Below are 25,435 nucleotides of genomic sequence, written 5' to 3'. Positions count from 1 at the left end.
GGTTCCTCCCTGCGGGCCAGACCTGCCGAAGACGTCTAACGCTTCCTACGCTTCGCCGCTCTGCCGTTCTCCGTACTGCACCGTTTTCCAGAGCGCCTTGGCCTTGTTCAAGCATTCGTAAAATTCGCGTTCCGGGTCCGAGTCGATGACGATCCCCGCTCCCGCCTGAATGTGACAGATGCCGTCCTTGGCCGCCATGGTACGGATAATAATATTAAATTCCATATTCCCGGCATAGTCAATCCATCCGAGCGAACCGGTGTACGGGCCTCGGCGAACGGGCTCCAGCTCCTCGATAATTTCCATCGTGCGGATTTTGGGCGCTCCCGTGATCGTTCCTCCCGGAAAAGTCGCCGCCAACACGTCGAAGGCGTCCTTCCCCGGAGCGAGCGTCCCCTCCACCTGGGACACCAGGTGCATGACGTGGGAATACCTCTCGATCGTCAGCAGCTCCGGCACCTTCACCGTTCCGTAGACAGCCACCCGGCCGAGGTCGTTGCGTTCCAGATCGACGAGCATGACGTGCTCGGCTCGCTCTTTCTCGCTGGCGAGCAGTTCGGCCGCCATCGCCTCGTCTTCTTCCGGCGTGCGGCCGCGCCGCCGGGTGCCGGCGATCGGGCGCGTGCTCATCCGGTTGCCGTTCAGCTTGACGAGCAGCTCGGGCGAAGCCGAGACGAGATGAAAGTCCGGGAACCGCACAAAGCTCATGTAAGGGGAAGGATTGACGCGCCGGAGCCATTCGTACAAATCCTCGGGCCGCGAACGGACGGGACGGCTTTGACGGAGCGACAGGTTCACCTGGAACACGTCGCCTTGCGCGATATAGTCCTGGATGCGCCGGACGGCCCGCATGAAGTCTTCTTTGGAAGTCGCGGTGCGTATGCCTTCGTAAGCTTCCACGTCCATGTGCAGCAAGTCCCGGCGCAAAGCTTCCTCCATGGCCCGGACGAGCTGCCGCCCGCCCGGATCGTCGGCGACGGAAGCGATCTCGTCCCAGAGCCGCTTCATCGCGTCCGCTTGGGCCGAGGCGGCATCGTAGGCGTCGTTTAGCGCATCCGGCGAAGGAACCGGCACATGGACGCAACAGAACAGCGCCTGAAGCTCATGGTCGATCGCCCACAGCTCGTCCGTCTGCATGAACGCGTAATCCGGCAGCCCCAGATCGTCGGCGGCGAGCTCCGGCAGCCGCTCCAGCGAGCGCGCCACGTCGTAGCTCCAGTAGCCGACGCAGCCGCCCGCGAACGCCGGAGCGCCTTCCGCCAGAGGTGCGCGGTGGCGGCTCATCCACCTTCGCACCGCCTGTAGCGGAGGGGCTTCCAGCGTCTCGGCCGGGCCGCACTCGGTCGCGATCGTGGCCCGTTTGCCTTTGCCGCGAATGACCGACGACGGCCTCAGGCCGAGGAACGTGTAGCGCCCGTCCTTGCCGCTCTCCAGCACGAATGCGTGATCCGCTGCGGCTTCCCACGCTTTTCGCCAGAGCAGAACGCGGTCTTCGCCCGGCTTCAGCCCGTACTTCCTAATATAGGGCAGCTTCGTATACGGCTTCCCTTCCTGCACCCACTGCACCCACCGCTCCCGCGTCGTCAACGTTTCTTCCACGCCAATCCTCCCGAACGACTCCGTTCCAAGCATTTTTCTTATTATAACGAATAATGGCCCGGGCACCAATCCGAAATCCCATAGGCTGCATACTGTTTCATCGATTAGAAATAATAACCATGAAAAGACGGAGAACAATGGAGGAAGCGCGTTATGGGATTGCCTACTTATCCGGAATCCTATTGGCTGGCAACCGTCGGGATGCCGTCCTACGGGAAGCTGGAGAAGGATTTGGAAGCGGACGTCGCCATTGTCGGCGGAGGCATCGCCGGTCTGACGACCGCCTATTTGCTGGCCAAGGAAGGGAAATCCGTCGTCCTGGCGACAGCCGGCAAGCTGCTGGGTGGCACAACGGGGTATACGACCGCCAAACTCACCGCCCAGCACGACTTGATTTATGACGAGTATATCGCCCATTTCGGCGAAGAGCGGGCGAAGCGGTATTACGAAGCGAACATGGAAGGGCTGGCGTTCATTCGGCAATTGGCGGAAGAGGCGAACATCGACTGCGATCTCGTGGAAGAGGATGCTTACGTCTATACGAATGCGGAGTCCAAGATCGCTTCCGTCGAGAAGGAATACGAAGCCTACAAAAGATTGGGCATCCCCGGGGCTCTGGAGGAGAAACTTGCGATTCCGGTACCTGCAAGGCTGGCGGTCGTCATGCACAACCAGGCCCGGTTCCATCCGGTGCCGTATTTGAAGCATCTGACGGAGCAATTCGTAAAGCTTGGCGGAAGGATTTTTGAAAATACGACGATCGACAAAGTCGAGGAGAACGGCGGATCGGTGACGGTGACGACAGCGGACGGACGGCGAATCGATTGCCGGGACGCCGTGTCCTGCTCCCACTTTCCGATTCCCGACAGCGGCTTCTACTTTGCCCGGCTCCATGCCGAAAGCTCGTACGCCATCGCGGTTCGCGCCCCGGGCGAGCTGCCCAAAGGCATGTACATCAGTGCGGAAAAACCGAATCGTTCGGTTCGAACGATCACGTACGGCGGCGAGAAGCTGCTGCTGATCGGCGGGGAATCGCACAAGGTCGGCCAGAGCGAGCCGGGCTTCCGCCATTACGAAGCGCTGGAGGCGTTCGCGCGGACGGAATTCGGGGCCACGGACATCGTCTACCGATGGTCGGCCCAGGATTTCGAGGCGACGGACAAGATGCCGTACATCGGGCCTGTGTCCGGCGGCAAAAAGCATATTTACGTCGCGACCGGCTTCCGCAAATGGGGGATGACGACCTCCGTCGTGGCGGCGCATCTCCTTACGGATTTGATTGTCGGCCGCGGCAACCGGTACGCGGACTTGTACGATCCCTCGCGCTTCCATGCCGACCCGGATCTGAAGACGCTCGTGTCGCAGAACGTCAACGTCGCCGGACAACTCATCCGCGGCAAGCTGGAGTGGCTGCGCCGCAAGCCGGAGGATCTGGGACCGGACGAAGGCGGGCTCGTGCGCGTAGACGGGCGCAAGGCCGGCGCCTACCGGGGGCCGGACGGCGAGCTGATTGTCGTGGATACGACGTGCCGGCACATGGGCTGCGAGGTGGAGTGGAACGACGGCGACCGAACGTGGGACTGCCCGTGTCACGGCTCCCGCTACACGTATCGCGGCGAAGTGATCGAAGGTCCCGCCAAGAAAAACCTGGAGCGGCTGAACTAGCGTTGAGGGGCACGCTCGGGCGGGCACAGGTTGCGCGGGGGACCTCACGACGGCCAAGCAAGGAGCGATTCACTGCAATATCGCGCTAAGCCGGATTGGGAGGAGCGGACGACCGCCTTTAGCAGCGATTCGCTACCTATCGCCCTTTGCGAACGGACTAAACGCAGCAAGCCCGATCCGCACGGATCGGGTTTGCTTGCGATGCTATGATTATTATTGTAGCGATTAGTTCTCGAAGTTGAACAGCGGCGTGCTCAGGTAGCGCTCGCCGTTGGACGGAACGACCGCCACGACGCGCTTGCCGGCACCCAGTTCCTTGGCGACCTTCAAGGCCGCGAAGATAGCCGCGCCGGAGGAGATGCCCACAAGAAGGCCTTCCTTCTTGGCAACGGTGCGCGCGGTTTCGAACGCTTCTTCGTTCTCGACCGTAATGACTTGATCGTAAATTTCGCGATTCAAAATTTCCGGAATAAAGTTCGCGCCGATCCCTTGAATCTTGTGCGGGCCCGGCTTGCCGCCCGACAGAATCGGGGAAGCCGCAGGCTCTACCGCAACGATCTTGATGTTCGGGAAGTTCTTCTTCAGCACTTCGCCGGCGCCGGTGATCGTGCCGCCCGTGCCGATGCCGGCTACGAACGCGTCCAGCTTGCCGTCGTAGGAGTTGATCGCTTCCACGATTTCCGGGCCGGTCGTCTCGCGGTGAATTTTCACATTGGCCTGATTCTTGAACTGTTGCGGAAGGAAATAGCTCGGGTTCTCGGCGGCAAGCTCTTCCGCCTTCTTGACCGCACCGTTCATGCCTTCCGAACCCGGCGTCAGAACGAGTTCCGCGCCGTATGCACGAAGCAGGTTGCGGCGTTCCAAGCTCATCGTCTCCGGCATCACGAGGATCGCCCGATAGCCCTTGGCGGCGGCGACCATCGCCAGGCCGATGCCGGTGTTGCCGCTCGTCGGTTCGACGATCGTGTCGCCCGGCTTCAGCTTGCCTTCCTTCTCGGCAACTTCGATCATGCTAATGGCAATCCGGTCCTTAACGCTGGAACCGGGGTTTTGGTACTCAAGCTTCACGTAGATTTCCGCGCTTCCTTCCGGAACGATGCGGTTCAACCGGACGAGCGGCGTATCCCCGATCAGATCGGTGACGTTCTGTACAATCTTTGGCATGACAGAATTCCCTCCCAATAATGGAGCGGTCTTCGCCGCTCGGCTGCGTTAATCCGACTAATTCAGTCGGTATTCATCTTCTTTCATCTTATCAACCGGAAGGAAGATTGTCAATAGCTGGTCGGCAAAGAACCGGCTAATAAAAGCGCCATAAAGAGCCTATTCGTTCCCGTCTTCTCCGAGGCCGCCTGCACCTCCGGCATCCCCTCGCCACCCAAGCGTTTGCGCTTACGATTTCAGCGACGGATCGCTAATTTGCGCTCCGTATTTCTCCAACAACGATTGCTCCAAATCCGCCATCGGAACGGCCTTATCCAGCGCCAGCTGCCTGCGGGCTTCGCGTTTGGCCGCCTCCGCGTCCATCCCCGCTTCCGTATTCCGGCCCGTCAGCTTCACGATCTCGTAACCGCTTGCCGTTCTTACCGGGCCGGCCGTCTGTCCGACGTCGAGAGCGACGGCGGCTTTGAGCAAAGCGGCATCCGTCAGCGGATCGTCCGCGTCCACCCACCCCATGTCTCCGCCGTTCTCCGAGGTGAATTCGTCGGTCGATTTCTCCCGGGCCAGCTCCTCGAAGTCTTCCCCTTCCTCGAGCCGATGCACGATTTGCTCGGCGTCCGAACGCTTCGCCGCCACAATGTGGGACAACCGAAGCTCGGTCCGGGGACCAAACTCGTCCGGATGCTCCTTGATATACCGTTCAATCTCTTCCTCCGGCACCTCGACCTGAAGAGTCGCCAGCTGTTCAAGCTGGAGGCGATACTTGGCGTCTCTGCGCACCTCATCCCGGTCCATCCCGAGCTGCTCGCGCATCGAAGCATAGAACTGCTCTTCGCTGTCATACCCCTCGCTCATTCGGCGCAGTTCCTGCTCCACTTCTTCGTCCGTTATCGATATCCCCTTTGCTTCCGCTTCCTTCTCGACTGCAATGCGCAGCATCAGCGTCCGCAACGTCTGCGGGCCGTAATTCGCGAGCAATTGATCGACGAGCTGCCCTCTCGTAATCGACTCTCCTCCGACGGTCGCGACCGTCTCGTCGCCGTTCCCGGTAGGCGCGCCGGGAGGCAGCCCTCCTTTTGTGGCGCCCGGCCCGGGGCTTGCCTTCGTCGCCGGCCCGGACGTGCAGCCCGCCTCGCCGATCAACATGCACATAAGGGCGAGCAGAACGATCGGCCCGTACCGCCGTTTCGTTCGCCTCATCTCCTTCATCATCCCCTAATCACTTGGAAGCCGCCCTCTCCAGCAGTTCCGACAGCTGGTCTCGTCCGAACCGGTATTTTTCGTTGCAGAAATGGCATTGCACTTCCGCCTCGCCGTCCTCTTCGATCAGTCTGCGAAGCTCCTCGGCTCCCATGCTGATCAGCGTTCGTTCAACGCGTTCCTGGGAGCATTGGCAGACGAACTTCGGTTCGATCGTCTCGTGGATGACCAGATCGTCTCCGACCAGAAAGCGAAGAATGCTGTCGGGCGTCTCTCCCTGATCGAGAAGCGCCGTGACGTGAGGCATCGCCGCTACCGCATTCTCCAGCCGGACGAGCTGGGATTCCTCGATGCCCGGCATCACTTGCACGATGAAGCCGCCCGCGTGCAGGACGGAATTGTCGGTATCGACGAGAACGCCCAGGCCGACGGCCGACGGCGTCTGCTCCGACAAGGCGAAATAGTACGTAAAATCCTCCCCGAGCTCCCCGGAAATCAGAGGCACGCTTCCGCGGTAAGGTTCCTTGAGGCCCAGGTCCTTAATGACATGCAAATAACCCGAACGCCCGACGGCGCCCGCCACATCCAGCTTGCCGTGCTCGTTGCTGGGAAGATGCACGTGCGGCTCTTCGACGTACCCGCGGACTTCCGCCTTCGCGTTCGCGTCGATGACGATTTGCCCGAGCGGTCCGTCTCCCTTGACCTGCACCGTCAGCTTCTCGTCGCCCTTGAGCATAAAGCCCATCATGGCGGCCGCGGTGGCCGACCGGCCGAGTGCCGCAGTCGCGGTCGGATACGTGTCGTGCCTGCGCTGCAGCTCCCCGACAAGCGCCGTCGTGCGAGCGGCGAACACGCGGATGCTGCCGTTCCATGCGGTTCCCCGCACCAATTGATCGTTCATCCGTTTAAAGCTCCTTTTCGTTTTATCCCTTCGGCCGGCTTATGGAACAGGCGGTGAAGCCCCGGCATTTTGCGACAGCAAAGCGAAGCACCGGACGCAGCCGCCTCTTCTATTATCGGTCAACGTTGCGCTCGTAAATTATACGCAGCCCTTCGAGCGTCAGCATGTCGTCGACCTCGTCGATCGTCTCCGTCTCGTCCGCGATCAGCCGGGCCAGCCCTCCGGTGGCGATCACTTTCGGATCGACCTGATGCTCCTTGCGGATGCGGTCGACGATGCCGTCCACCTGACCGGCGTAGCCGTAAATAATCCCCGATTGCATCGCCGCCACCGTGTTGCGGCCGATGACGTGGCGCGGCTTGCTCAGCTCGATGCGCGGAAGCTTGGAAGCCCGCTGGTACAGCGCCTCCGCGGAGATGCCGATGCCGGGCATAATAACGCCGCCGAGGTAGGCGCCCGTCGGATCGATATAGTCGAATGTCGTGGCCGTGCCGAAGTCGACAATGACCAGCGGCGCCCCATAGCGCTCGAGGCCGGCGACGGCGTTGACGATCCGGTCGGCGCCGATCTCTTTCGGATTCTCGTAACGAAGATTAAGCCCCGTCTTGATGCCGGGGCCGACGACCATGGGCTCGTGCCCGGCGTACTTCACGAACAGCTGCTCCAGCGTGGGCATGAGCGGAGGGACGACGCTGGACAGAATGACGCCTTCGATGTCCTGGGCTTTGACGCCCGCGATATGGAACAAATTAGTCAGCAAAATGCCGTACTCGTCCACGGTGGCGGACCGATTCGTGCTGAGCCGCCAATGCTGCTTCAGAATCCGGCCGTCGTACAAACCGAGCACAATGTTGGTATTCCCGACATCGACGACTAGAATCACGACGGCTCCCCCTCTTTCTTGGCGTTCAGGTCGAGACTGATGTCGAGGGCCTGGAACGAATGGGTCAAGCTGCCGACGGAGATAATGTCGACGCCGGTCGACGCCACCTCGCGCACGCGCTCGACGCGCATGCCGCCGGAGGCTTCAAGCAGCACGTGCGGAGCGATCGCGCGAAGCCGGACGACCGCCTCCTTCATGCTCTCCGGCGACATATTGTCGAACATGACGATATCCGCGCCGGCCCGCGCCCCTTCTTCGGCTTGCGCCAGCGATTCCGCCTCCACTTCGATCTTCATTGTATGAGGCACGCGGCGTTTGGCTGCCGCGACGGCGGCTGCGATCCCCCCCGCCGCCTTGATATGGTTGTCCTTGATCATGACTGCATCATACAAGCCGAACCGATGGTTCGACCCTCCGCCGATCCGAACCGCGTATTTCTCCAGCGTCCGGTGTCCCGGCGTCGTCTTGCGCGTGTCCGCGATTCGCGCCGGGAAGCCTTCGGCGGCTTCGACGAAGGCCCGCGTCACGGTCGCGATGCCGGACAGCCGCTGCAGCAGGTTGAGCGCCAGCCGCTCGCCCGTCAGAATGCTGTGCGTGGACCCTTCCACGACAGCAAGAACCTTGCCCTTCTCCACGAAGTCGCCGTCCGAAACCTGCGATTCGATCTTCAGGGAAGCGTCAACCACGCCGAAAACCATCCGCATCAGCGGCATCCCCGCGACAATCCCCGACGCTTTCGCATGGATAATGCCCCGGGATTGATGATCTTCCGGCACCGTGGCCATCGTCGTGACGTCGCCGCTGCCGATATCTTCCTGCAGCCAGGCGCGAATTTGCGCGCGTACGGCCTCGACGGCCGGGCCGCCGATGTTCCAGTCGCTCTCTCGTTCAAACATGGCCGACGACCTCCTCGCCAATCGCTTTTTCCCTTTGCAACAGGGTATGCTTCCGCCAGTTTCTATCATCCCGTTCCGGGAAATCCTCGCGGTAATGAGCGCCCCGGCTCTCTTCGCGGGACAGGGCCGCTTCCGTAGTCAGCAGCGCGCAGGTCAGCAGGTTCGCGAATTCGAGCTCTTCCTTCTTGGTCAGATGCGACTGGAGCAGCGGGAGCTGCCGCTTCAGCTCCTCCAGCCCTTTGTGCAGCCCCTGCGAATCGCGTCGCAGGCCGACGTAACGAACCATCGTCTTCTGCAGCTTCAGCCTGCGCTCGACAATCGTGCCCATCGGCGGATGGGTGCGGCCGTTCTGGAAGCCGATCGACAGCGGCCCCGTCAAGGAAGGCAGCGTATTGATCCGATCCACGATGCGCTTGCCGAACACGATCGCCTCCGACAACGAATTGCTCGCCAGCCGGTTCGCGCCGTGAACGCCGGTCGAGGACACTTCCCCGCAGGCGAACAGCCGCTTGATATTCGTCTCCCCGTGCAGATCGGTGCGCACACCTCCCATCATATAGTGAGCCGCGGGCGCAACAGGAATCCAGTCGGTCGTCATGTCGAGTCCGTAGGTCAGGCAATATTCATAGATGGTCGGAAAACGGCGCTTGATAAGCTCGGGCGTTTCGTGGGTAATATCGATGTAAACGTAGGTCGATTTGGTCGCTTCCATCTCGCTGACGATGGCGCGGGCGACCACGTCCCGCGGCGCCAGCTCCAGCTGCGGGTGGTATTTGTCCATGAACCGCTCCCCGCGGATATTCCGTAGAACGGCGCCTTCGCCCCGAACGGCTTCCGAGATGAGAAATCTCGGCGCCCCCGGATAACAGAGCGACGTCGGATGGAACTGTATAAACTCCATATCCCGAATGACCGCGCCCGCCCGGTAAGCCATGGCGATGCCGTCTCCGGTCGCCACTTCGGGATTGGTCGTATAACGGTAGAGCTGGCCGGTTCCGCCGGTGCACAGAATCGTCGCTTTGCCGCGAACGACGACGCGGGAGCCGTTCGGCTTCTGCACGAGCGCCCCGTAGCACACGCCATCCTGCGTCAGCAGGTCCAGCACGAAATGATCGTCCCACAGTTCGATGACGGAGTTATCCTGCACCTTCTGGGCGAGCGCACGGACGATCTCGTAGCCGGTCGCATCGCCGTTGGCGTGCAGAATGCGCCGCTGGCTGTGTGCGCCTTCCTTCGTCAGCGCGAAATGCCCGTCCTCCTCGTCGAACATCGTGCCGTAACGAATGAGCGCCTGAACGCCTTCGGGCCCTTCATGAACGAGCACGTCGACCGCTTCCGGATCGCACAGCCCCGCACCGGCGACTAATGTATCCTGCCGGTGGAACTCCGGCGAATCTTCGTCGGAGATGACGGCCGCGATTCCCCCTTGGGCATAGCGGGTGTTGCTGTCGAACAACGATTTCTTCGTGATCATCAGAACGCGGTTGCTCTTGCTCGCTTTGAGCGCGGTGAACAGGCCGGCGATGCCGGCGCCGATCACGATGACGTCGGTCTCGACCGCGGGCAGCCCGTCCAGTTCAAAATCGACCAAATAACGTGGGATCATGAATGAAGACTCCTAACCAAGAGAGTAGCGCATGCTACTTCACTTGCAGCATGCGCTCCAGCGACAATCGGGCTTTATCGGCTACGTCTTCGGGAACGTAAATTTCCGGTTGCATCGTCTCAAGGGCCCGCACGACCTTTTTGAGATTGTTCACCTTCATGTTGGGGCAGACGAGAAACTTCGAAGCGAAATGGAACGTTTTGTCCGGACTGTCGAGACGGAGCTGATACCCGGTACCGTCTTCCGTTCCGACGATAAATTCCTTGCAGTCCGATTCCTTGCAATATTTCAAGATGCCGGTCGTGCTGCCGACGTAATCGGCCATCTCGACGACTTCCGGTCGGCACTCCGGGTGAACGACGAACTGCGCGTTCGGGTATTTGGCCCGCATCTCCACAACGTCCTTCACCGTCAGCATGTCATGCGTGTTGCAGTATCCTTCCCAGATGATCATCTTCTTGTCGGTAAACTTCGAGACGTAATGCCCGAGGTTTTTGTCCGGACACCAGATGATTTCATCGGCATCGACCGAGTTGACGACCTTGATCGCATTGGACGAGGTGCAGCAAATGTCGGTCTCGGCCTTGACGTCGGCGGAAGAGTTGATATACGTGACGACTTTGGCGTTCGGGTGCTTGGCTTTGAGCTCGCGCAGCCCGACCGGGTTGACCATGTCCGCCATCGGACAGCCCGCGCGTTCGTCGGGTACGAGAACGGTTTTGTTCGGGGCGAGAATCTTCGCGCTCTCCCCCATGAAATGCACGCCGCAGAAAACGATAACGTCCGCGTCCGTCGCCGCCGCCTTCTGCGCGAGCAGGAACGAATCGCCGCGGAAATCCGCCACTTCCTGGATTTCGTCGCGCTGGTAATAATGGGCGAGAATGATGGCATTTCGCTCTTTCTTGAGCTGCAGGAGCCGTTCGCGCAGTTCGCGGTTCTGTTCCGCCTTGCGCTCCAAGGCCAATGCTTCCATGGATGTGCTCTCCTCCCTGCGGCCGTCGGGGCCGGGGTACGTTGATAGGATGCTGCTTGATGAAGCTTAGTTTGTGAATATAAGCACAAAGGTAGGGGCAAAAAACCTTATTGTGCGGTGTCGTTTAACAATTAATTTACACGCGACGTACCCCCCTGTCAATTCATGTTTCGCAAAAAGAAGACGATATTTCCGAGGGAATTCCGTGAAAAAAAACCAAAGAAACGCCATGGCGAAGGAGGCCTGAACGGCTTGTGCGAATTCGGCCGTATTTAGGGTGTTATAGAGGGCTTATCCCCATAGCTCAGATAATAACGCCGGCCCTATCCCACTGTTCATCGATCTCATGGATCCCACTAACTGAGCAGCAGGGATAAGCCTGCAATGATGCAAACAAGCGAATAAAGGAGGCCGAGGGCGACCCGGGGGCACCAAGACCTGCCGGAGTACGTTCGCGCAGCAAAAAACCCCAGGCTCCAACAGGAACCGGGGGTTGGGTCGCTAGCCGAATCTGGACTGCGGAGATTATTTGGGTTCTTCGGAGCCGTCGTCCGAACGTTGGTCCGGCACCGGCGGAACCGGTTCGTCGTCGCGGGTTTGAATGCGGACCCGCACGTTGCCCATCGTGTCGACGGTCGGCTCTTGCGACGTCGGTTCGGACGCGGTAGCGCCGGATCCTTCGGAACCGCCTTCTCCGCCCTCTTTTTCGATCGAGCCATTCTCGATCAGGCTCTTGATTTGCTCCAGTTCCAGCGTCTCCACTTCGAGGAGCGTGTTCGCCAGACGGTGCACTTCCGCGCTCTTCTCGGTGAGCAGCTTCTTCGCCCGATCGTAGCAGGCCTGGATGATCGACTGCATCTCCTGGTCGATCTCATAGGCGATCGCGTCGGAGTAGTTCTGCTCGTGGCCGAGATCGCGGCCGAGGAACACTTGCCCTTGCGAGTTGCCGAACTGCATCGGCCCCAGCTTGTCGCTCATGCCGTATTCCATGATCATGCTGCGGACGATGCTGGTCGCTTGCTTAAAGTCGCTGTAAGCGCCGGTGCCGATCTCGCCGATGAACAATTCCTCGGCGACGCGGCCGGCGAGCAGCCCGGTGACTTTATCCAGCAGCTCCTGCTTCGTAACGAGCATGCGGTCTTCCTTCGGCAGCATGATGACGTATCCGCCGGCGCGGCCGCGCGGGATGATCGTCACCTTATGCACCATGTCGGCGTGCTCCAGGAAGTACCCGACGACCGTATGGCCGGATTCGTGGTAAGCGACGATCCGCTTCTCGCGGTCGCTGATGACGCGGCTCTTCTTCTCCGTGCCGACGATGACGCGGTCGATCGCTTCGTCGACTTCCTGCATCGCGATGTCCTTCTTGTTGCGGCGGGCGGCCAGCAACGCGGCTTCGTTCAACAGGTTCTCCAGGTCCGCGCCGGTGAAGCCGGTCGTCCGCTTGGCGATCGTGTCCAGCTTGACATCCTTGGCCAGCGGCTTGTTGCGGGCGTGCACCTTCAGCACCGCTTCGCGGCCTTTGACGTCCGGACGGTCGACCGTAATCTGGCGGTCGAAGCGGCCCGGGCGCAGCAGCGCGGGGTCGAGAATGTCGGGACGGTTCGTCGCGGCCACGATGATGATGCCTTCGTTGGCGCCGAAGCCGTCCATCTCGACGAGGAGCTGGTTCAGCGTCTGCTCGCGCTCGTCGTGTCCGCCGCCGAGGCCTGCGCCCCGCTGACGGCCGACGGCGTCGATCTCGTCGATGAAGATAATGCAGGGCGCGTTCTTCTTCGCGTTCTCGAACAGGTCACGGACGCGGGAGGCGCCGACGCCTACGAACATTTCGACGAAGTCGGAACCGGAGATGCTAAAGAAAGGAACGCCGGCTTCGCCCGCTACCGCGCGAGCCAAAAGCGTTTTACCCGTACCCGGAGGCCCTACAAGCAGTACGCCCTTCGGAATGCGGGCGCCCAGCGCCGCGAACTTGCGGGGATCCTTCAGGAACTCGACCACTTCGACCAGCTCCTGCTTCTCCTCGTCCGCTCCGGCGACGTCCTCGAAGGTGACGCGTTTTTTCTCTTCATTATAAAGACGGGCGCGGCTCTTGCCGAAATTCATCACTTTGCCGCCGCCGCCCTGCGCCTGATTGATCAGGAAGAAGAACAGGATGAACATGATCACGAACGGGATGATCGACGTCAGGAACGTCAGCCAGAAGCTTTCGCCTTTCATCTTCAGGAACTGGACCTGAGCGCCGTTGTTCATTGCCGTATCCGTCAAATCCTTGATCGCGTAATCGGCGAGAGGGAACCGTCCACCGAACGTGTTGCTCTTCTGGTTGGCCGGCTTGTCATTGTCCTTGTAATGCCCGGTGATCAAATATGAACCGTTGTCGATCTGCAACCTTAGGTCCTTGACCTTGTCCTGCTGCACGATCGCGACCAGCTGGTTGTAATTCAATTCCTCCGTCGTCTCGCCCTGCTTAATGAAAAATTGAACGATACCGACGGTCACCAAAAATATAAGCAAATAAAAGCCTGTGTTGCGGATGATCCGATTCATCCCTGACCTCCTCCCGACACGCTTACATCATTTTACCATAGCCTGTCTTGGCATCACAATAGAACGGCCGACGTACGGAAGATGGCGGATCGTCCCCAAAATTAGCTGGAGTAGATCTCCGGTTTAAGCACCCCGACGAACGGTAAATTGCGGTATTTCTCGGCGTAGTCCAATCCGTAGCCGACGACGAACGCATCGGGAATGACGAATCCCGTGTAGTCCGCATTCAGGTCGACGGTTCTGCGGCCGGGCTTGTCGAACAAAGCGACGACATGCACGGACAGGGCGTTGCGGCGTTCGAGGACGTCGATAATATAGCTGAGCGTCAAGCCGCTGTCGATGATGTCTTCGACGATGATGACGTCCCGGCCTTCCACGGAGGTGTCCAAATCTTTGACGATGCGGACTTCGCCGGACGAACGGGTCGAGTTGCCGTAACTGGAGACCGCCATGAAATCGAGGGCGATCGGCACGGTTATGCTCTTGGCGAGGTCGGCCATAAAAATAAAGGCGCCCTTCAGCACGCAGATGACGAGCGGGTTGCGCCCCTCGTAATCGCGGCTGATGGCTGCACCCAATTCACGGACTTTCGATTGGATCTGTTCTTCCGAGTAGAGCACTTCTTGAATGTCGTTAAGCAAAGAGGGGACCTCCCAGTCCGAATTAATAAACGGTATGATGGCGTTGCTAGGAACATGTCGCCGTTTCGTCGCCGTCCGCCCGAAAATCTCCATCCACCCGCACGCGAACGACCGGTCCCGCCTTCTCGGAAGGGAGCGCAAAACGCGAACGCCGCAAGCCGGGAATCCACAAAATCCTTCCCGAGGCGTCAACCAGGAGCGGCAGTCTGTCGCGTCGCCACTTCGGCACTTTGGAGTCAACGAACATATCTTGCACTTTTTTGGAGCCGTTTAGTCCAAGAGGCTCGAATCGGTCTCCGGGACGTCGATTCCGCACGGCAAGCGGGAACTCGAGCGATTCTTCGTCAAAAAAAGCCTCCCACCGCGAATCCGGCGGAGAGGTGACGGGTCCGACTATGCGGCTGAAACGAAAAACCGCGTTCGCCTCCGGCACGTTTACGCCACATTCGGGTCCGGGCACCCCGTAAGCGAACGATCCGGCGGCCGGGCGCTCCGGCCCGATATAGGCGGTCTCGTATTCGCGGCTCAGAATCCAGCCGCTGCCGATATCGACCTTGACGACGGACGGCGCTTCCGCGACGATCGCCGCCGCTGCCTCTTCTATCCGTTCATAATCGAAGGAGAAGCGCGGCGGCTCAGCATAGTTCAATATTAGTTTAATCAATCTTCGTTGTAAAGCGACGTGGAGACCGCGGAAGCGCCCCCGATCGACCGCCCAGCCGTCCCCTGAGCGAATTGCCGTCCTGGCCAGCGCCTTGCGGGCTTCCAATTCCATATAGTCGTTCTCAATTCTCGCCATCTCGGACAATCGAACCAGGGAGGCCCTCACCTGCGGATTGAAGCTTTCCAGCATCGGCAACACATCAAGCCGGATCGCGTTGCGAAGATAATGGCGATCGGCGTTGCTGCTGTCGAACGCGTAAGGAACCGAATTCCGCTTGCCATATTCAAGCAGCTCGTATTTGGTTATACGCAGAAGAGGCCGGATGAGTTCCAATTCGTTTTCCTTGCGTTTCATAGGAATTCCTGCCAGCCCGGCGATGCCCGATCCGCGCAGCAAACGCATCAGCACCGTCTCCGCCTGGTCGTCGGCGTGATGGCCGAGGGCAATCGTTTCCGCGCCGCTCCGGCGGGCGACATCGCGCAGAAATTCGTACCGCTTCTCCCGCGCCGCCTCCTGCGGATTCAATCCGGTCTCCGCTATGTAGGCCGGCACATCGATGGCGGCCGTCTCGCACGGGACCCCCCATGCTTCCGCCGTCCGCTTCACGAGCTCTTCCTCGGCGTCCGCCTCGGCTCCGCGGAACCGGTGATTGACGTGAGCCGCGACGACCCGGAAGCCGTCCGTCTCCGCCATCGCCTTCAGCAGGTGGAGGAGAACCATCGAGTCCGGGCCTCCGGACACCGCGGCGACAACGGTCCGGCCTGCGGCGCGCCAGCTCTCCCCCGCGGTCTCCGACCGCACCCGGAGCAACAGCTCGTCCATTGTCTCGTTCCCTCTCCTTCTTCACTTCAAAATCCAGAAAGCCCCGGCCGCCAGGCACAGCGCCACCGACAGCGCGAACAAGCCGGCCATCCAGCCGGGCACCTTGGCCGACTTGTCCAGCTTGGCCTCCTGCGCGGTTTGCAAGCAGCTCCGCCAAGCCTCGCAAGCCTCCTCGGAATCGCGGAATCGGCCGTTCAGCGCCCTGTCGATCCACGGTTCCATCGGCTTCAGCAGCAAGTTCGACCGCACGAGCGCCATCAGCTCCCGGGGGTGCCGGTTCTGCGGCAGCAGCATGCGGCTCAGGTTCATAAGGCGCTTGCCGTCCAGAACGTGAATCCAAAGCACGGCGACGGCAAACCAGTCGTACGCCGGTTCGGCGGTACGGCTCCCGGCCGACCAATAGCCGCGGTCGTAAATTTCCGTAAATTGACGCACGCTTCGGCCGGCCGCCGTCATGCCGCCATAGTCGACCAGCGCGACGCGGCCGTAGCTGCTGACGAGCACATTGTCGTTTTTCACGTCGCCGAACACCCAGCCGGCCTCGTGCAATTCGGCGAGCCTTTTAAGGAGCCTGTAGCCGATGACGCCGAACCATTGCTCTCCGTGTTGACGCAGATAGCTTCGAACCGGAACGCCCGGCACATATTGCATCACATAGAAGGGCGCCTCCCGGCCGCCCACCACGGCATCGTCCACATCCAGCAGAAAAGGCGGGCGTCCCCGCTCCCGCCGATCGAGCGAGGCGAGCACGTTCGCCTCCGCCTGCAATTCTTCCGTCTCCATGCCGATCTTCAACGCGCAGGTTGAGCGTCCGCTCGACGCCAAATACACTTGCCCGTTGGCCCCGACGCCCAGCAATCGTTCCAGTCGGTAGCTTTTGCCGTGCCACTTGCCGTTTAAAATCGTTCCCGGCGGCAGTTGCCTATCAGACGACGTAATCACTCCGCACCCCGTCGGTATCGTCCCGCCGGTTCGGCGCGGACGGTTGTACAGGTTCTGACATGATCTTACCACAAGTCTCTCTGAAAAACTCGGTCACCCGCGCCAGCGCAGGCCCCGTCGGCGTCGTTCCCCGCATGCGCAGCCGTCCGAACAGCGCCTCGATCCGGGCCGCCTGATCGGTCCACGAGCAGTCCATGACGCAGGGCTCGCGGTCGGAATCGCCGGGGAAGTGGAACACCGCGACCGAGCTCTGGCCCGCCCGCGCCTGCAAGCTGAGCGTCAGATCCCGGATCGCTTCGGCGACGGCGGCGAGCTTCGGCTTCATGCTGGCGCTCGCGTCGATGAGCAGCGCAACGCGCAAGTCGGACGTCTCCCCGAGATCTTCCATCACTTGCACGACTTCCGCCCGCTTCGCCGGGGGCAGCGCCGCGACCGACTCGACGCCGAACAGCTGGCGCAGCTCCTGATTGACGGCTTGCCGGATCGTGCCGACCACCGTCTGCCGGGTCATCATCTGCACCGTCTGCGACAGCTGCCGGGAAGTTACGATGCGGCTCATCCCGCCGCCCGCTCTCGCAATCTCGGCAATCTCGGTCGCTCCGTGCTCGCCGATGTTGCCTTCGTCGACGACGCCCGCCACGTTGACGACGATTCCGTCAGCGAACGCCTGAGCGGCTGCGATGACCGGGCTCTCGCCCACGTTGGAGCCGCCGTCGGTAACAAGCAATATTTGATTCATCTATCCCACGCTCCTCATTCTCTCGACTCTATTAGCATTGTCGCCAACAGGTGGAAGAATTAACCGTCCGCGGACGGAGAGCGCTTTTGACCCAAAAATGTTCGCTTCTTTGTCTATCTTATCGGCATCTTTGCGCCGTTTCCGAATGGGTAGACAACCCCTTTTTTGTGAGCCCGCGGGTAGGAGGGATTGCCTACACCGGGCCGGACGGTTATGCTGGAATGAATTGGCGATCGGGTCGTGCGGTGCCGCGCCCTGCATCTTGGATTTACCGCTTATATATAAGGGAGGGATTGGAAGTGAATATAGAGGAAAAATGCGCGAATAATGGGCTGCAAGCACAAAAAGATCGGGAACGCGAATGGGCGGTCCCGACCCGTCGATCTATATCATCCCTTCTCGGCACTGGCTTCCCGCCAATGGTCCAGCAACGGCCCGCGATTCCCGTACACCGGGTCGGTCTCCGGAAGCGGAACGCGCTGTATGTCGGACAGCGCTTGGTCCCTGCCTCCGTCCTCCGCGGTCTTCAAATTCCAGTTCATGCCGTCGGGGTAAGCTCCTACCGCCAGAAAATCGCCGCTTGCGCGCAGCCGCCGGTGCCCGGTTCCCGCAGGAAGCACCAGAACGTCGCCGGCCCGGATCTCCACGTCTTGTCCGCTCTCTCCCCCGAGCCGGAGCGTGGCGGATCCCCGGACGACGCCGAGCGCCTCATGCGTATTGGTATGATAATGATGATAATCGTAAACGCCGCCCGTCCAGCTGTTGCGCCAATTGTGCCGGTGGAACGCGCTCTCGATCCGCTCCGCGTCATCCCGGAACATCATCAATCGAACCGCGGCCATGCTCATGCGAGCTCCTCCTTTGTCGCCTCCTTTTCCCCCTGAATGAACCCGTTCGCGGCCTCGATAAACCGATCCCTCCCTTCTCCTTCATAATCGTTGTCTCCTTATGGTCCTCTGGCGGTTGCCGATGTTCGCCGCATTCAGCTCACCGTCCTTGGCCGCTCGAGACGGCTGATTCCCGGCCAGCGGAACGAAGACCATTCCGGCTGATGGCGGGTAATGCGGGTGGCGATCACCGTCATGTCGTCGCGAATACCGCCCCCCGGATATTGGCGCAGCGCCATATCGAGAAGGCTGTCGGCGATCTCCTGCGGATCGTCGCTCGCGATTTCCTGAAGCACGCGCTTCACCCACAGCTCCTTGTTCACCGCATGGTCCGGAGCGTCCAGAATGCCGTCGGTCATCATAATGAGGGTGTCGCCCGGCTGGAGCTCGACTTGCAGCACGTCGATCTCGATATCCTGAAGGATGCCGATCGGCAAGTTGCCCGCGGAGATGGGAATGACGTCCCGACCGCGCTTGATGAAGCTTGGCGTCGATCCGATTTTCAGCATGGTGGCTTGTCCGGTGTACAGATCGATGAGCGCGAGATCCACCGTCGCGAACATCTCCTCCGGCGACCGCAACAGCAGCACCGAGTTGACCGACTTCACCGCCAGCTTCTCGTCGATGCCCGACTGCAGCAGCTGCTCCAGCATGGACAAGGCGGCGCTGCTCTCCATGCGCGCTCTCGCTCCGTTGCCCATTCCGTCGCTAAGCGATACCGCGAACTTGCCGCTTCCGAGTTCCACCATGCTGAAGCTGTCCCCGGACAGCCAATCGCCGCCTTTGGCCGCGCCGGCGACGCCGGTCTCCACCTCGAAGGCTTTCGCGGAGGCAAACGTCACCGTCGTCCACGGGCTGCCCTCCTCTACCGGCTCCTCGCTCTTGACCGAGATGGTCTCGCCCAGAATGTCGGCCAGCAGCGGAGCGATGATTTTCCGGCATTCGTCGAAGCCGGGCCGGAACGCGTGCACGATCTCGATCTCGATGTGACCCTCCTCCAGGCTGATGATGTCGATGCTCTGGATGGCCAGCCCGAGACGATCCAACTCCTTCCGGATCCGCTCCTCGTGATGGTTGAGCTCCTTGGCCTCCCTACGGATTTCCTTCACCAGGTCGTCCATGACCTGCGAGACGCCGTGGAGCTGATCCGCCACGAGAAGGCGGCTGTCCTGCAGCTGGCGGCGCCAATGAAGGTCGTGGCGGTACAAGTCGTACTGCCGCTTCAGCACGTCCAGCACCTGCGGCGTTTTCACGCAATGGCGGTTCCACGCTTTGGGGATTTTGGACGGCGTCATGTCCGGTTCGGCTTCCACCGCGCTCATCATGTCCGTGAGCAGCTTGTACGTCTGGAAGAACTGCCCGTCCCAACATTGGCCGTAGCGGTGGCAATTCGCGCAGTTGTTGTCGTGGACCGCATTGACGAAGTGGTCGAAATCCTGCGTCTGCCGCGCCGTCTCCCCGGCATAGGTGATCTGCCGGAAGCTTCGGGACAGCTGCCGGAACACTTCGGAGAAGCGCTCGACCCGCTCCGCGGTAAGATCCCGCACTTTCTTCGCGTAATCTTGCTGATTGTGGGCATAATCCGCGGTGCCGGGCACATATCTTGCAATATGGCGAACAATCGATTTGGGCGTCGCCAGCAGCAGGACGGACGCGGCGACCGACGCCCACGCCGAGGCGAGCGTATCTTCCGCGTTCCCCCCGTATAAAGAAAGTACGGACGTGCCCAGCAGCAGGCCGAAGATGGCGGCCGCCTTGCCGCCTTCGCGAATGAGACCGGCCATCAGCCCTCCGAACGCCAGAAGGCCGATCTGCGAGACGGCGCTCAAGTCCGACAGGCTGAGCACGATTCCCGCCACGACGCCGGCCGCCGTTCCCATCAGCGGGCCGGCCGCCAAGGCGAAGAGCAGCACGATATACCGTGACAACACGTTCTCGGCCGCCACGCCCTGAACGGCCCAGCCGACGACGCCGGTCATCACCGAAGCTATGAGAATGAGGGCGCCGATCCATTCCTCGTGCCGAAGCCGCGTCTTGCGGGCGGTTCTCGACAGAATGGGCAGCGCATGAAGGAACAGCAAGGTAAGAACGGCCGCCAAGCCGGCTTCGACGAACGTCAAGGCGTAGGGGAGCCACTCCATGCGATCCGTCAAAACGGTATCGAACAGTCGGACAAGCAGGGTCGCGGAGAACACGACGATGGGCGCTTGCGACAAATCCGCATGCTCGTATGCTTCAAGACCTCTGAACAGCAAATAAATGATGCCGATCTCCGCGGCGATGGCTAGAGGAACCGGATCCGCGGACCAGAAGCTGCCTCCTATAAGCGCCAGAGCGGCCCAGATGGCATGCTCCCTGCGCAAATAGAGAACGACGGCGAAGAAAGCTGGCGCGAACGGCGTCAGCCCTTCCAGCATGACAGCTCGCCCGAGAAGAAACCCGACGAGAAGAATGCCGACGAGCCACTGCCGTTTGCGCGCCATCTCGCTCCATAGCGCCCATTTGTCTCTCCAACCCGGAACGTCCTTCGTTCCCTTTCCTACTCGCGGGGTTTCCCGCTCCCGTTTTCGAAACCATCGCCTTTCTTTTTTCATCTCTTCGAATTGCGAATCCCGCTGCGGACGCGGCACGAACGGAACGACGGACGGCTTGACCATTTACGCGCACCTCATTTTCCTAAAAGAATGTGCCTCTAATTATAGGAGCCGGGTTAAACAAAGTTTGTCAGAAGCCGTTGGCTGGTCCAAAGTTTTTTCCGACAGTTCCCACGATCTGCCGCCGACGGCATTCGGGATCGGGCGCGAACCCTCGCCGCTCAAGGGAATTCGCCCTGTTCGACAGCCTCCCGGAGCGTCGGTGAGGTACCCTTCGCGTACGGAAAACGCCCTCATCCGACGGCGGAACCCGAGGAAGCGCGAACGTCCGGCTGCGCGCAATTGCCGGATGAACGCGAATATCCGGGAATTCTTCGGTCACGTTAGAAAAAAATAAAAAAACGGACCCTCATCGGGTCCGGAGCGTATTCATCTATATCGGAGCGGCGCCTGCTTACGACCGGCGTCCGCCGCGTCCGCCACGCTTGGATTCGGTGTTCTTCTTCAGGTTGGACATGCGTTCTTCGCTGTCTCTGAGGAACCGGGATACTTTATCCTCGAACGAGGCGCGGCTCGGGCCACCCGGTTTGAAGGGACGACCGCCGCGATCACCGCGAGGCCCGCGGGGCGGCATTTGCTGCTGAAGTTCCGGAGGTTTGTCCACCGCTTGCCGAATCGACAGCCCGATCTTACCGTCCTTGTCTACATTAATTACTTTGACGGTAACGACGTCATTGATCTTAAGATGTTCATGAACGTCCTTGACATAGCTGTCCGCGATCTCGGAGATGTGAACGAGGCCCGTTACGCCCCCGGATAAATCCACGAAAGCTCCGAAATGCGTGATGCCAGTGACTTTGCCCTCCAATTTGGTGCCCACTTCAATGGCCATAAAAACCGATGTTCCTCCCTGAACATAAGTGTGCCGAGCAATTTATATAATTCCGGCTATGAGCCGATTATAACCGATACCAAAAAGCAAGGTCAACAGACGTTCATCCTTGCCGTCCGTTGTCCCGAGCCGCTTCATGGGTTTATTTGTCCACCTGGATGGGCTTCTCTCCCGGCAAACCCATTCCTTGCTCCTTGCGGGCGATCTGTCCGATATATTCGGGATCGTTCAACCGGTCGATCTCTTGCTGAAGCGACTGGTTCTTCGCCTGAATTTCGCTCAGCCTGCTCTTGACTTCCCGAAGCTGGCCGGTGCGTATGTTCGACTGATGATATTGAAGAAGCAACGTGTAGACGGCCCAGCTCATAAAAAGAACCACGACGATCAGAAGCAGCTTCAACCGCCTGCGCGCACCGACCGATGCGGGCGTCGTTGCCGTCGATGTTTGAGATGCCACGTCTGAAGCTCCCCCCTATGCTCAGGCAATGCCGGTCGTCCCCTGCCGGATCGATATGGTTAAACGGTATAATTGTAGCACAATCAGGCGCAGCGCCATATCCTTCTTCCGACGCAAATCCGGCAAGAATTCTGTCGAAATTAGGGCTTGCGCCTGAGCAGTTCGACGATGGCCCGGAATTTATCCCTTGCGGAGCGATAGAAATCGACGATCGGCCGGGCTCTTCTCCGGACGGGGAGCAGCAGCTTCCAGAGCCAGCTGCCCAAACCCGACAGCGGTTTGTACAGCAGCCGGCCGATCCACAGCAGGAACGCGGCTATCACGATGAAGACGATGTCGATCAGACGGGCCAGCGCCCGGACGAGCCAGAACAGCGGAACGATCAGGACGATGCGCACCGTCCGCCACACGAAGCGCGCTACATTCTGCGCCACGCTGAACAGCATCGAGATGACCTTGATCGCCGTCCTGCTGAACAAGCCGAAATAGCCCGTTATCCCGATTCCGATCCCGAGGAAGACGTAAAGCCGCACTTCGCCGAAATTGCGCTCGAGCAGCACCCGGTAAACGAGCATCGTCGCCGCCGCCCAATAGACGACGTCGAATCCCGGAAGCATCCAGCGCCGGACCGAGAAGCGATAGCAGGCGACCCGGTAAACGTCGAACGCCGTTCCCATCGCCAGCCCGCACAAAATCATGGCGCCGATGGTCGCCCAATGCATGCTTGCGTTCACTTGAACAGCTTCCCGAACAAGCCCTTCGATTTGGCGGCGGCGCTCCCGTCCAGGTAGACAAGCGAATGGACGAGCCCTTCGATCGTCACCATTCCCTGCTCCAGGCTCAAGTTCTTCATATGCAGATTCTGACCCCGCACGGCCAGAAATCCGCATTCCGTCTCCAGCAGAAATTCTTCGTTGTCAAAGCTCTCCACGTTGCTCACTCCGGAGATATCCATTACCTTGCGGTTGAGCATGCGGATTTCCTGCCGCTTGGCGCTCTTCCCCTGGTCCACGGCACGTCCCTCCTTTTGAGACTAGCTTATGGGGGAGGCCGGCGAAATAGAACAGTAGCACCGCGCTGCTCTGTAACCCGATATTGTCGGCTTACAGCAACAAAACAACCCGCCAAAGCGGCGGGTTGTTACGGGAACGTCGGATCGTTCTTGCGAGTCTCATCCTTCAGGATCGTGTACATCTCTCCAGCCTCTTCCTTGCGGGCGGATTCCGCGGTTCTCTCCACCTTGACGGTCAGCGTGCGCTGGCCGAACTGGATCTCGAGAACGTCGCCGACCTGGACCACGCTGCCCGGTTTGGCTTCCCTACCGTTCAGAAGGACGCGTCCTTGATCGGACACGTCCTTCGCAACGGTACGGCGCTTGATGAGGCGCGACACCTTCAGGTACTTGTCAAGACGCATGAATTATTTAACGGCTTCTTTGAGCTTGTTGCCGGCTTTGAACGCCGGAACTTTGGAGGCTGCGATCTCGATCGTTTTGCCCGTTTGCGGGTTGCGGCCTACGCGGCCGGAACGGTTGCGAGTTTCGAACGTGCCGAAGCCGATCAGTTGCACTTTGTCGCCTTTGGCCAGCGCTTCGGATACTTCGCCCAGAAATCCGTTCAGTACGGATTCAACGTCTTTCTTCGTAAGTCCGCTTTTCTCCGCGATGTTGTTGACCAAGTCCGTCTTGTTCATAATCAAAAATTCCTCCTAGATTTTGTTTTCATTTTTGCTTCTCCAACGCCGATTAGCGCATGGAAATCGTCTTTTGGCATTGCACGAAGAATAGTATTCTGTCCCTTGCTAAAAAAATCCTGCCTTGTCGCTAAAAAATTTCTCGAAAAATGATGAAAAAATAGGGTTCGCGCGGTTGGTCACCCCCTTTGCTTAGGGTTTTTCGCCTGCTGCCACCAATCTTCCATCTCTGTTAAATCAGTCTCGGCAAATGTGCGGCCGTTTATACGTAATTTCTCTTCGATATAGCGAAAACGAGAGGCAAATTTCCGGTTGGTTCCCGCCAGCGCCGCTTCCGGATCGGCCTTGATGAATCTCGCGGCGTTCGTGACGGCGAACAGCAAATCTCCCAATTCTTCCTGCTGGCGATCGGAAGATTCCTCCCGGACCGCGGCTCTCAGCTCGGCCAGCTCCTCCTCGATCTTCGCGAAGACCCCTTCCACGTCCGGCCAGTCAAACCCGACCGAAGCCGCCTTCTTCTGCATTTTATAGGCCCGGGAGAGAGAAGGCAAGTCCTTGGGGATGCCGTCCAGCAGCGATTCGCGCTCATGAACGCCCTTGCGGCGCTTCTCCTCGGCCTTCATCGCTTCCCAATTGCGCAGCGCCTCCTCGGCGTCCTGCGCGTTCTCCCCGCCGAACACGTGCGGATGGCGGAAGATCAGCTTGTCGTTCAGCTCGGCCAGCACGTCGAAAACGTCGAAAGTGCCTTCTTCCTCTTCCATCTGGCTGTGCAGCAGCACCTGCAGGATGACGTCGCCGAATTCTTCCTTCATGCCGTCCGGATCGTCGTTGTCCAGCGCCTCGACCGCTTCGTACGTCTCCTCGATGAAGTTTTTGCGGATGGAGGCGTGCGTCTGCGCGCGATCCCAAGGACAGCCTTCGGGACTGCGCAGCACGGAGACGATCTCGTGGAGCCGCTCGAAAGAACGCCGCCGCAGCCGGTCGTCGAAGCTGGCGGGAACGTAAACGAGCGTCAGGTTGCCGTAAGCGTCGAGCCGGTCCAGATCGTGCAGGGGGATCGTCTCGATCCGCTCCTCGCCGGGAACGCCCAGCGCCTGCCCGACGACCACCGGATGGTCGTCCGGATAGACGTTCATCAGCGCCAGCTTCACGTCGGAAGCCGTAAAGACGTCGTAAACTTGGCCGATCACCGTATGGAGCCGGGGGCGCAGATGCTCGCGGGTCAGCTCCGAGGCATCCAGAAGCTGAAAGCCTTCGATCGGATCGAAGCCGAGCCGCAGAAACGCCTGGTCGAGGAAGCTCTCCCCGCCCATAAGGCGTAATTCCACGCCGAGCTCCGGCGCGCGGCGGCGCAGCAGCTGAACGGTGCGCTCGGCCACCATCGGGTGTCCGGGCACCGCATAAACGACATTCCCGTCCCCTTGGCCGGCGGCGGTCCGGAGCAACTTCTCCGCGATCGTCTCATACACTTGCTCGAAGTCGTTCAGGCTCTCGTACACCGGGTCAAACGATTCGAATTCGATTCCCCGGCGCGCCAGATCGGCGACGGCGGGATGGTCGGACGTCCGGACGAAGCGCAGCTTTGCGTTTTCCAGCGTTTTCAGCGCGCCGAGGGTTAATTGGTCTTCTCCGCCGGACCCAAGCCCGACGATCGTAATGGAGGGCATAAGTCGA

Annotated in this window: 23 protein-coding genes; 1 reads left to right on the top strand and 22 read right to left on the bottom strand. The window is 60.2% G+C overall.

What is annotated here, in order from left to right; all coding sequences use genetic code 11:
- Positions 1-45: 45 nt before the first annotated feature.
- On the bottom strand, positions 46-1,599 hold the full coding sequence (locus tag G485_RS0108185; RefSeq protein ID WP_027092168.1) for an anthranilate synthase component I family protein: 1,554 nt from the start codon (positions 1,597-1,599) through the stop codon (positions 46-48).
- 153 nt (positions 1,600-1,752) lie between these two features.
- On the opposite strand from G485_RS0108185, the gene G485_RS0108180 reads away from it, so the two are divergent.
- Entirely contained in the window at positions 1,753-3,264 is a 1,512-nt protein-coding gene (locus tag G485_RS0108180) for an FAD-dependent oxidoreductase (protein ID WP_027092167.1), read from the top strand.
- A 225-nt stretch (positions 3,265-3,489) separates the two neighbouring features.
- Here G485_RS0108180 and cysK read toward each other — a convergent pair whose 3' ends face one another.
- From cysK to yabN, 21 genes are all read right to left on the bottom strand, one after another.
- On the bottom strand, positions 3,490-4,428 hold the full coding sequence (gene cysK, locus G485_RS0108175; RefSeq protein WP_027092166.1) for a cysteine synthase A: 939 nt from the start codon (positions 4,426-4,428) through the stop codon (positions 3,490-3,492).
- Positions 4,429-4,656: 228 nt separating this feature from the next.
- Positions 4,657-5,625 (bottom strand): peptidylprolyl isomerase, encoded by a 969-nt coding sequence (locus G485_RS25605; RefSeq protein ID WP_051318105.1) that lies wholly within the window; start codon positions 5,623-5,625, stop codon positions 4,657-4,659.
- Between the two features lie 19 nt (positions 5,626-5,644).
- A complete protein-coding gene (hslO, locus tag G485_RS0108165; protein ID WP_027092165.1) occupies positions 5,645-6,526 on the bottom strand; it encodes an Hsp33 family molecular chaperone HslO in 882 nt (293 codons plus the stop codon).
- A gap of 112 nt (positions 6,527-6,638) precedes the next feature.
- Complete coding sequence (locus tag G485_RS0108160; protein WP_027092164.1) at positions 6,639-7,409, bottom strand: type III pantothenate kinase; 771 nt, start codon at positions 7,407-7,409, stop codon at positions 6,639-6,641.
- Positions 7,406-8,305 (bottom strand): carboxylating nicotinate-nucleotide diphosphorylase, encoded by a 900-nt coding sequence (nadC, locus tag G485_RS0108155; RefSeq protein ID WP_084423203.1) that lies wholly within the window; start codon positions 8,303-8,305, stop codon positions 7,406-7,408. Before nadC ends, G485_RS0108160 begins: the two co-directional genes overlap by 4 nt.
- Positions 8,298-9,911 (bottom strand): L-aspartate oxidase, encoded by a 1,614-nt coding sequence (nadB, locus tag G485_RS0108150; protein WP_027092162.1) that lies wholly within the window; start codon positions 9,909-9,911, stop codon positions 8,298-8,300. The genes nadC and nadB overlap by 8 nt, the downstream gene beginning before the upstream one ends.
- Positions 9,912-9,945: 34 nt before the next feature.
- Positions 9,946-10,884 carry a quinolinate synthase NadA gene (gene nadA / locus G485_RS0108145; RefSeq protein ID WP_027092161.1) on the bottom strand — a complete coding sequence of 313 codons (939 nt, stop codon included), beginning with the start codon at positions 10,882-10,884 and terminating at the stop codon, positions 9,946-9,948.
- Between the two features lie 525 nt (positions 10,885-11,409).
- The gene (ftsH, locus tag G485_RS0108140) at positions 11,410-13,431 is read right to left on the bottom strand and encodes an ATP-dependent zinc metalloprotease FtsH (RefSeq protein WP_027092160.1); all 2,022 of its coding nucleotides are present in this window, start codon (positions 13,429-13,431) and stop codon (positions 11,410-11,412) included.
- Positions 13,432-13,532: 101 nt separating this feature from the next.
- A complete protein-coding gene (hpt, locus tag G485_RS0108135) occupies positions 13,533-14,072 on the bottom strand; it encodes a hypoxanthine phosphoribosyltransferase (protein WP_027092159.1) in 540 nt (179 codons plus the stop codon).
- Between the two features lie 46 nt (positions 14,073-14,118).
- A complete protein-coding gene (gene tilS, locus G485_RS25600) occupies positions 14,119-15,558 on the bottom strand; it encodes a tRNA lysidine(34) synthetase TilS (RefSeq protein WP_051318104.1) in 1,440 nt (479 codons plus the stop codon).
- Positions 15,559-15,579: 21 nt separating this feature from the next.
- Positions 15,580-16,500, bottom strand: a complete 921-nt coding sequence (locus G485_RS0108125; RefSeq protein WP_027092158.1) for a serine/threonine protein kinase — start codon at positions 16,498-16,500, stop codon at positions 15,580-15,582.
- Positions 16,484-17,239: a vWA domain-containing protein gene (locus tag G485_RS0108120; protein WP_027092157.1), complete on the bottom strand. Its 756-nt coding sequence runs from the start codon at positions 17,237-17,239 to the stop codon at positions 16,484-16,486. Before G485_RS0108120 ends, G485_RS0108125 begins: the two co-directional genes overlap by 17 nt.
- Positions 17,240-17,628: 389 nt before the next feature.
- Positions 17,629-18,087 carry a cupin domain-containing protein gene (locus G485_RS25595; protein ID WP_051318103.1) on the bottom strand — a complete coding sequence of 153 codons (459 nt, stop codon included), beginning with the start codon at positions 18,085-18,087 and terminating at the stop codon, positions 17,629-17,631.
- A 134-nt stretch (positions 18,088-18,221) separates the two neighbouring features.
- Complete coding sequence (gene spoIIE / locus G485_RS0108110) at positions 18,222-20,783, bottom strand: stage II sporulation protein E (RefSeq protein WP_027092156.1); 2,562 nt, start codon at positions 20,781-20,783, stop codon at positions 18,222-18,224.
- A 391-nt stretch (positions 20,784-21,174) separates the two neighbouring features.
- Complete coding sequence (locus G485_RS0108105; protein ID WP_027092155.1) at positions 21,175-21,612, bottom strand: S1 domain-containing RNA-binding protein; 438 nt, start codon at positions 21,610-21,612, stop codon at positions 21,175-21,177.
- 142 nt (positions 21,613-21,754) lie between these two features.
- A complete protein-coding gene (locus G485_RS0108100; protein ID WP_027092154.1) occupies positions 21,755-22,069 on the bottom strand; it encodes an FtsB family cell division protein in 315 nt (104 codons plus the stop codon).
- A gap of 140 nt (positions 22,070-22,209) precedes the next feature.
- A complete protein-coding gene (yabQ, locus tag G485_RS28280; protein ID WP_051318102.1) occupies positions 22,210-22,803 on the bottom strand; it encodes a spore cortex biosynthesis protein YabQ in 594 nt (197 codons plus the stop codon).
- A complete protein-coding gene (gene yabP / locus G485_RS0108090; RefSeq protein ID WP_051318108.1) occupies positions 22,800-23,042 on the bottom strand; it encodes a sporulation protein YabP in 243 nt (80 codons plus the stop codon). The genes yabQ and yabP overlap by 4 nt, the downstream gene beginning before the upstream one ends.
- 167 nt (positions 23,043-23,209) lie before the next feature.
- A complete protein-coding gene (locus G485_RS0108085; protein ID WP_027092152.1) occupies positions 23,210-23,485 on the bottom strand; it encodes an RNA-binding S4 domain-containing protein in 276 nt (91 codons plus the stop codon).
- A 3-nt stretch (positions 23,486-23,488) separates the two neighbouring features.
- Positions 23,489-23,761 (bottom strand): HU family DNA-binding protein, encoded by a 273-nt coding sequence (locus G485_RS0108080; RefSeq protein WP_027092151.1) that lies wholly within the window; start codon positions 23,759-23,761, stop codon positions 23,489-23,491.
- A 179-nt stretch (positions 23,762-23,940) separates the two neighbouring features.
- Positions 23,941-25,428: a bifunctional methyltransferase/pyrophosphohydrolase YabN gene (gene yabN / locus G485_RS0108075; protein WP_027092150.1), complete on the bottom strand. Its 1,488-nt coding sequence runs from the start codon at positions 25,426-25,428 to the stop codon at positions 23,941-23,943.
- Positions 25,429-25,435: the final 7 nt, after the last annotated feature.

Source organism: Cohnella thermotolerans DSM 17683 (assembly GCF_000429825.1).
Classification (GTDB): domain Bacteria; phylum Bacillota; class Bacilli; order Paenibacillales; family Paenibacillaceae; genus Cohnella; species Cohnella thermotolerans.
Note: the sequence above shows the minus strand (reverse complement) of the source record. Positions and strands in the feature narration are given on the sequence as shown.

Coding starts and splice junctions, on each gene's coding strand:
- G485_RS0108180 (WP_027092167.1), top strand. CDS start 1,753: ATGGGATTGCCTACTTATCCGGAATCCTATTGGCTGGCAACCGTCGGG.
- cysK (WP_027092166.1), bottom strand. CDS start 4,428: ATGCCAAAGATTGTACAGAACGTCACCGATCTGATCGGGGATACGCCG.
- G485_RS25605 (WP_051318105.1), bottom strand. CDS start 5,625: ATGAGGCGAACGAAACGGCGGTACGGGCCGATCGTTCTGCTCGCCCTT.
- hslO (WP_027092165.1), bottom strand. CDS start 6,526: ATGAACGATCAATTGGTGCGGGGAACCGCATGGAACGGCAGCATCCGC.
- nadC (WP_084423203.1), bottom strand. CDS start 8,305: ATGTTTGAACGAGAGAGCGACTGGAACATCGGCGGCCCGGCCGTCGAG.
- nadB (WP_027092162.1), bottom strand. CDS start 9,911: ATGATCCCACGTTATTTGGTCGATTTTGAACTGGACGGGCTGCCCGCG.
- nadA (WP_027092161.1), bottom strand. CDS start 10,884: ATGGAAGCATTGGCCTTGGAGCGCAAGGCGGAACAGAACCGCGAACTG.
- ftsH (WP_027092160.1), bottom strand. CDS start 13,431: ATGAATCGGATCATCCGCAACACAGGCTTTTATTTGCTTATATTTTTG.
- tilS (WP_051318104.1), bottom strand. CDS start 15,558: ATGGACGAGCTGTTGCTCCGGGTGCGGTCGGAGACCGCGGGGGAGAGC.
- G485_RS0108120 (WP_027092157.1), bottom strand. CDS start 17,239: ATGAATCAAATATTGCTTGTTACCGACGGCGGCTCCAACGTGGGCGAG.
- G485_RS25595 (WP_051318103.1), bottom strand. CDS start 18,087: ATGAGCATGGCCGCGGTTCGATTGATGATGTTCCGGGATGACGCGGAG.
- spoIIE (WP_027092156.1), bottom strand. CDS start 20,783: ATGGTCAAGCCGTCCGTCGTTCCGTTCGTGCCGCGTCCGCAGCGGGAT.
- G485_RS0108105 (WP_027092155.1), bottom strand. CDS start 21,612: ATGGCCATTGAAGTGGGCACCAAATTGGAGGGCAAAGTCACTGGCATC.
- yabP (WP_051318108.1), bottom strand. CDS start 23,042: ATGCTCAACCGCAAGGTAATGGATATCTCCGGAGTGAGCAACGTGGAG.
- G485_RS0108085 (WP_027092152.1), bottom strand. CDS start 23,485: ATGCGTCTTGACAAGTACCTGAAGGTGTCGCGCCTCATCAAGCGCCGT.
- G485_RS0108080 (WP_027092151.1), bottom strand. CDS start 23,761: ATGAACAAGACGGACTTGGTCAACAACATCGCGGAGAAAAGCGGACTT.
- yabN (WP_027092150.1), bottom strand. CDS start 25,428: ATGCCCTCCATTACGATCGTCGGGCTTGGGTCCGGCGGAGAAGACCAA.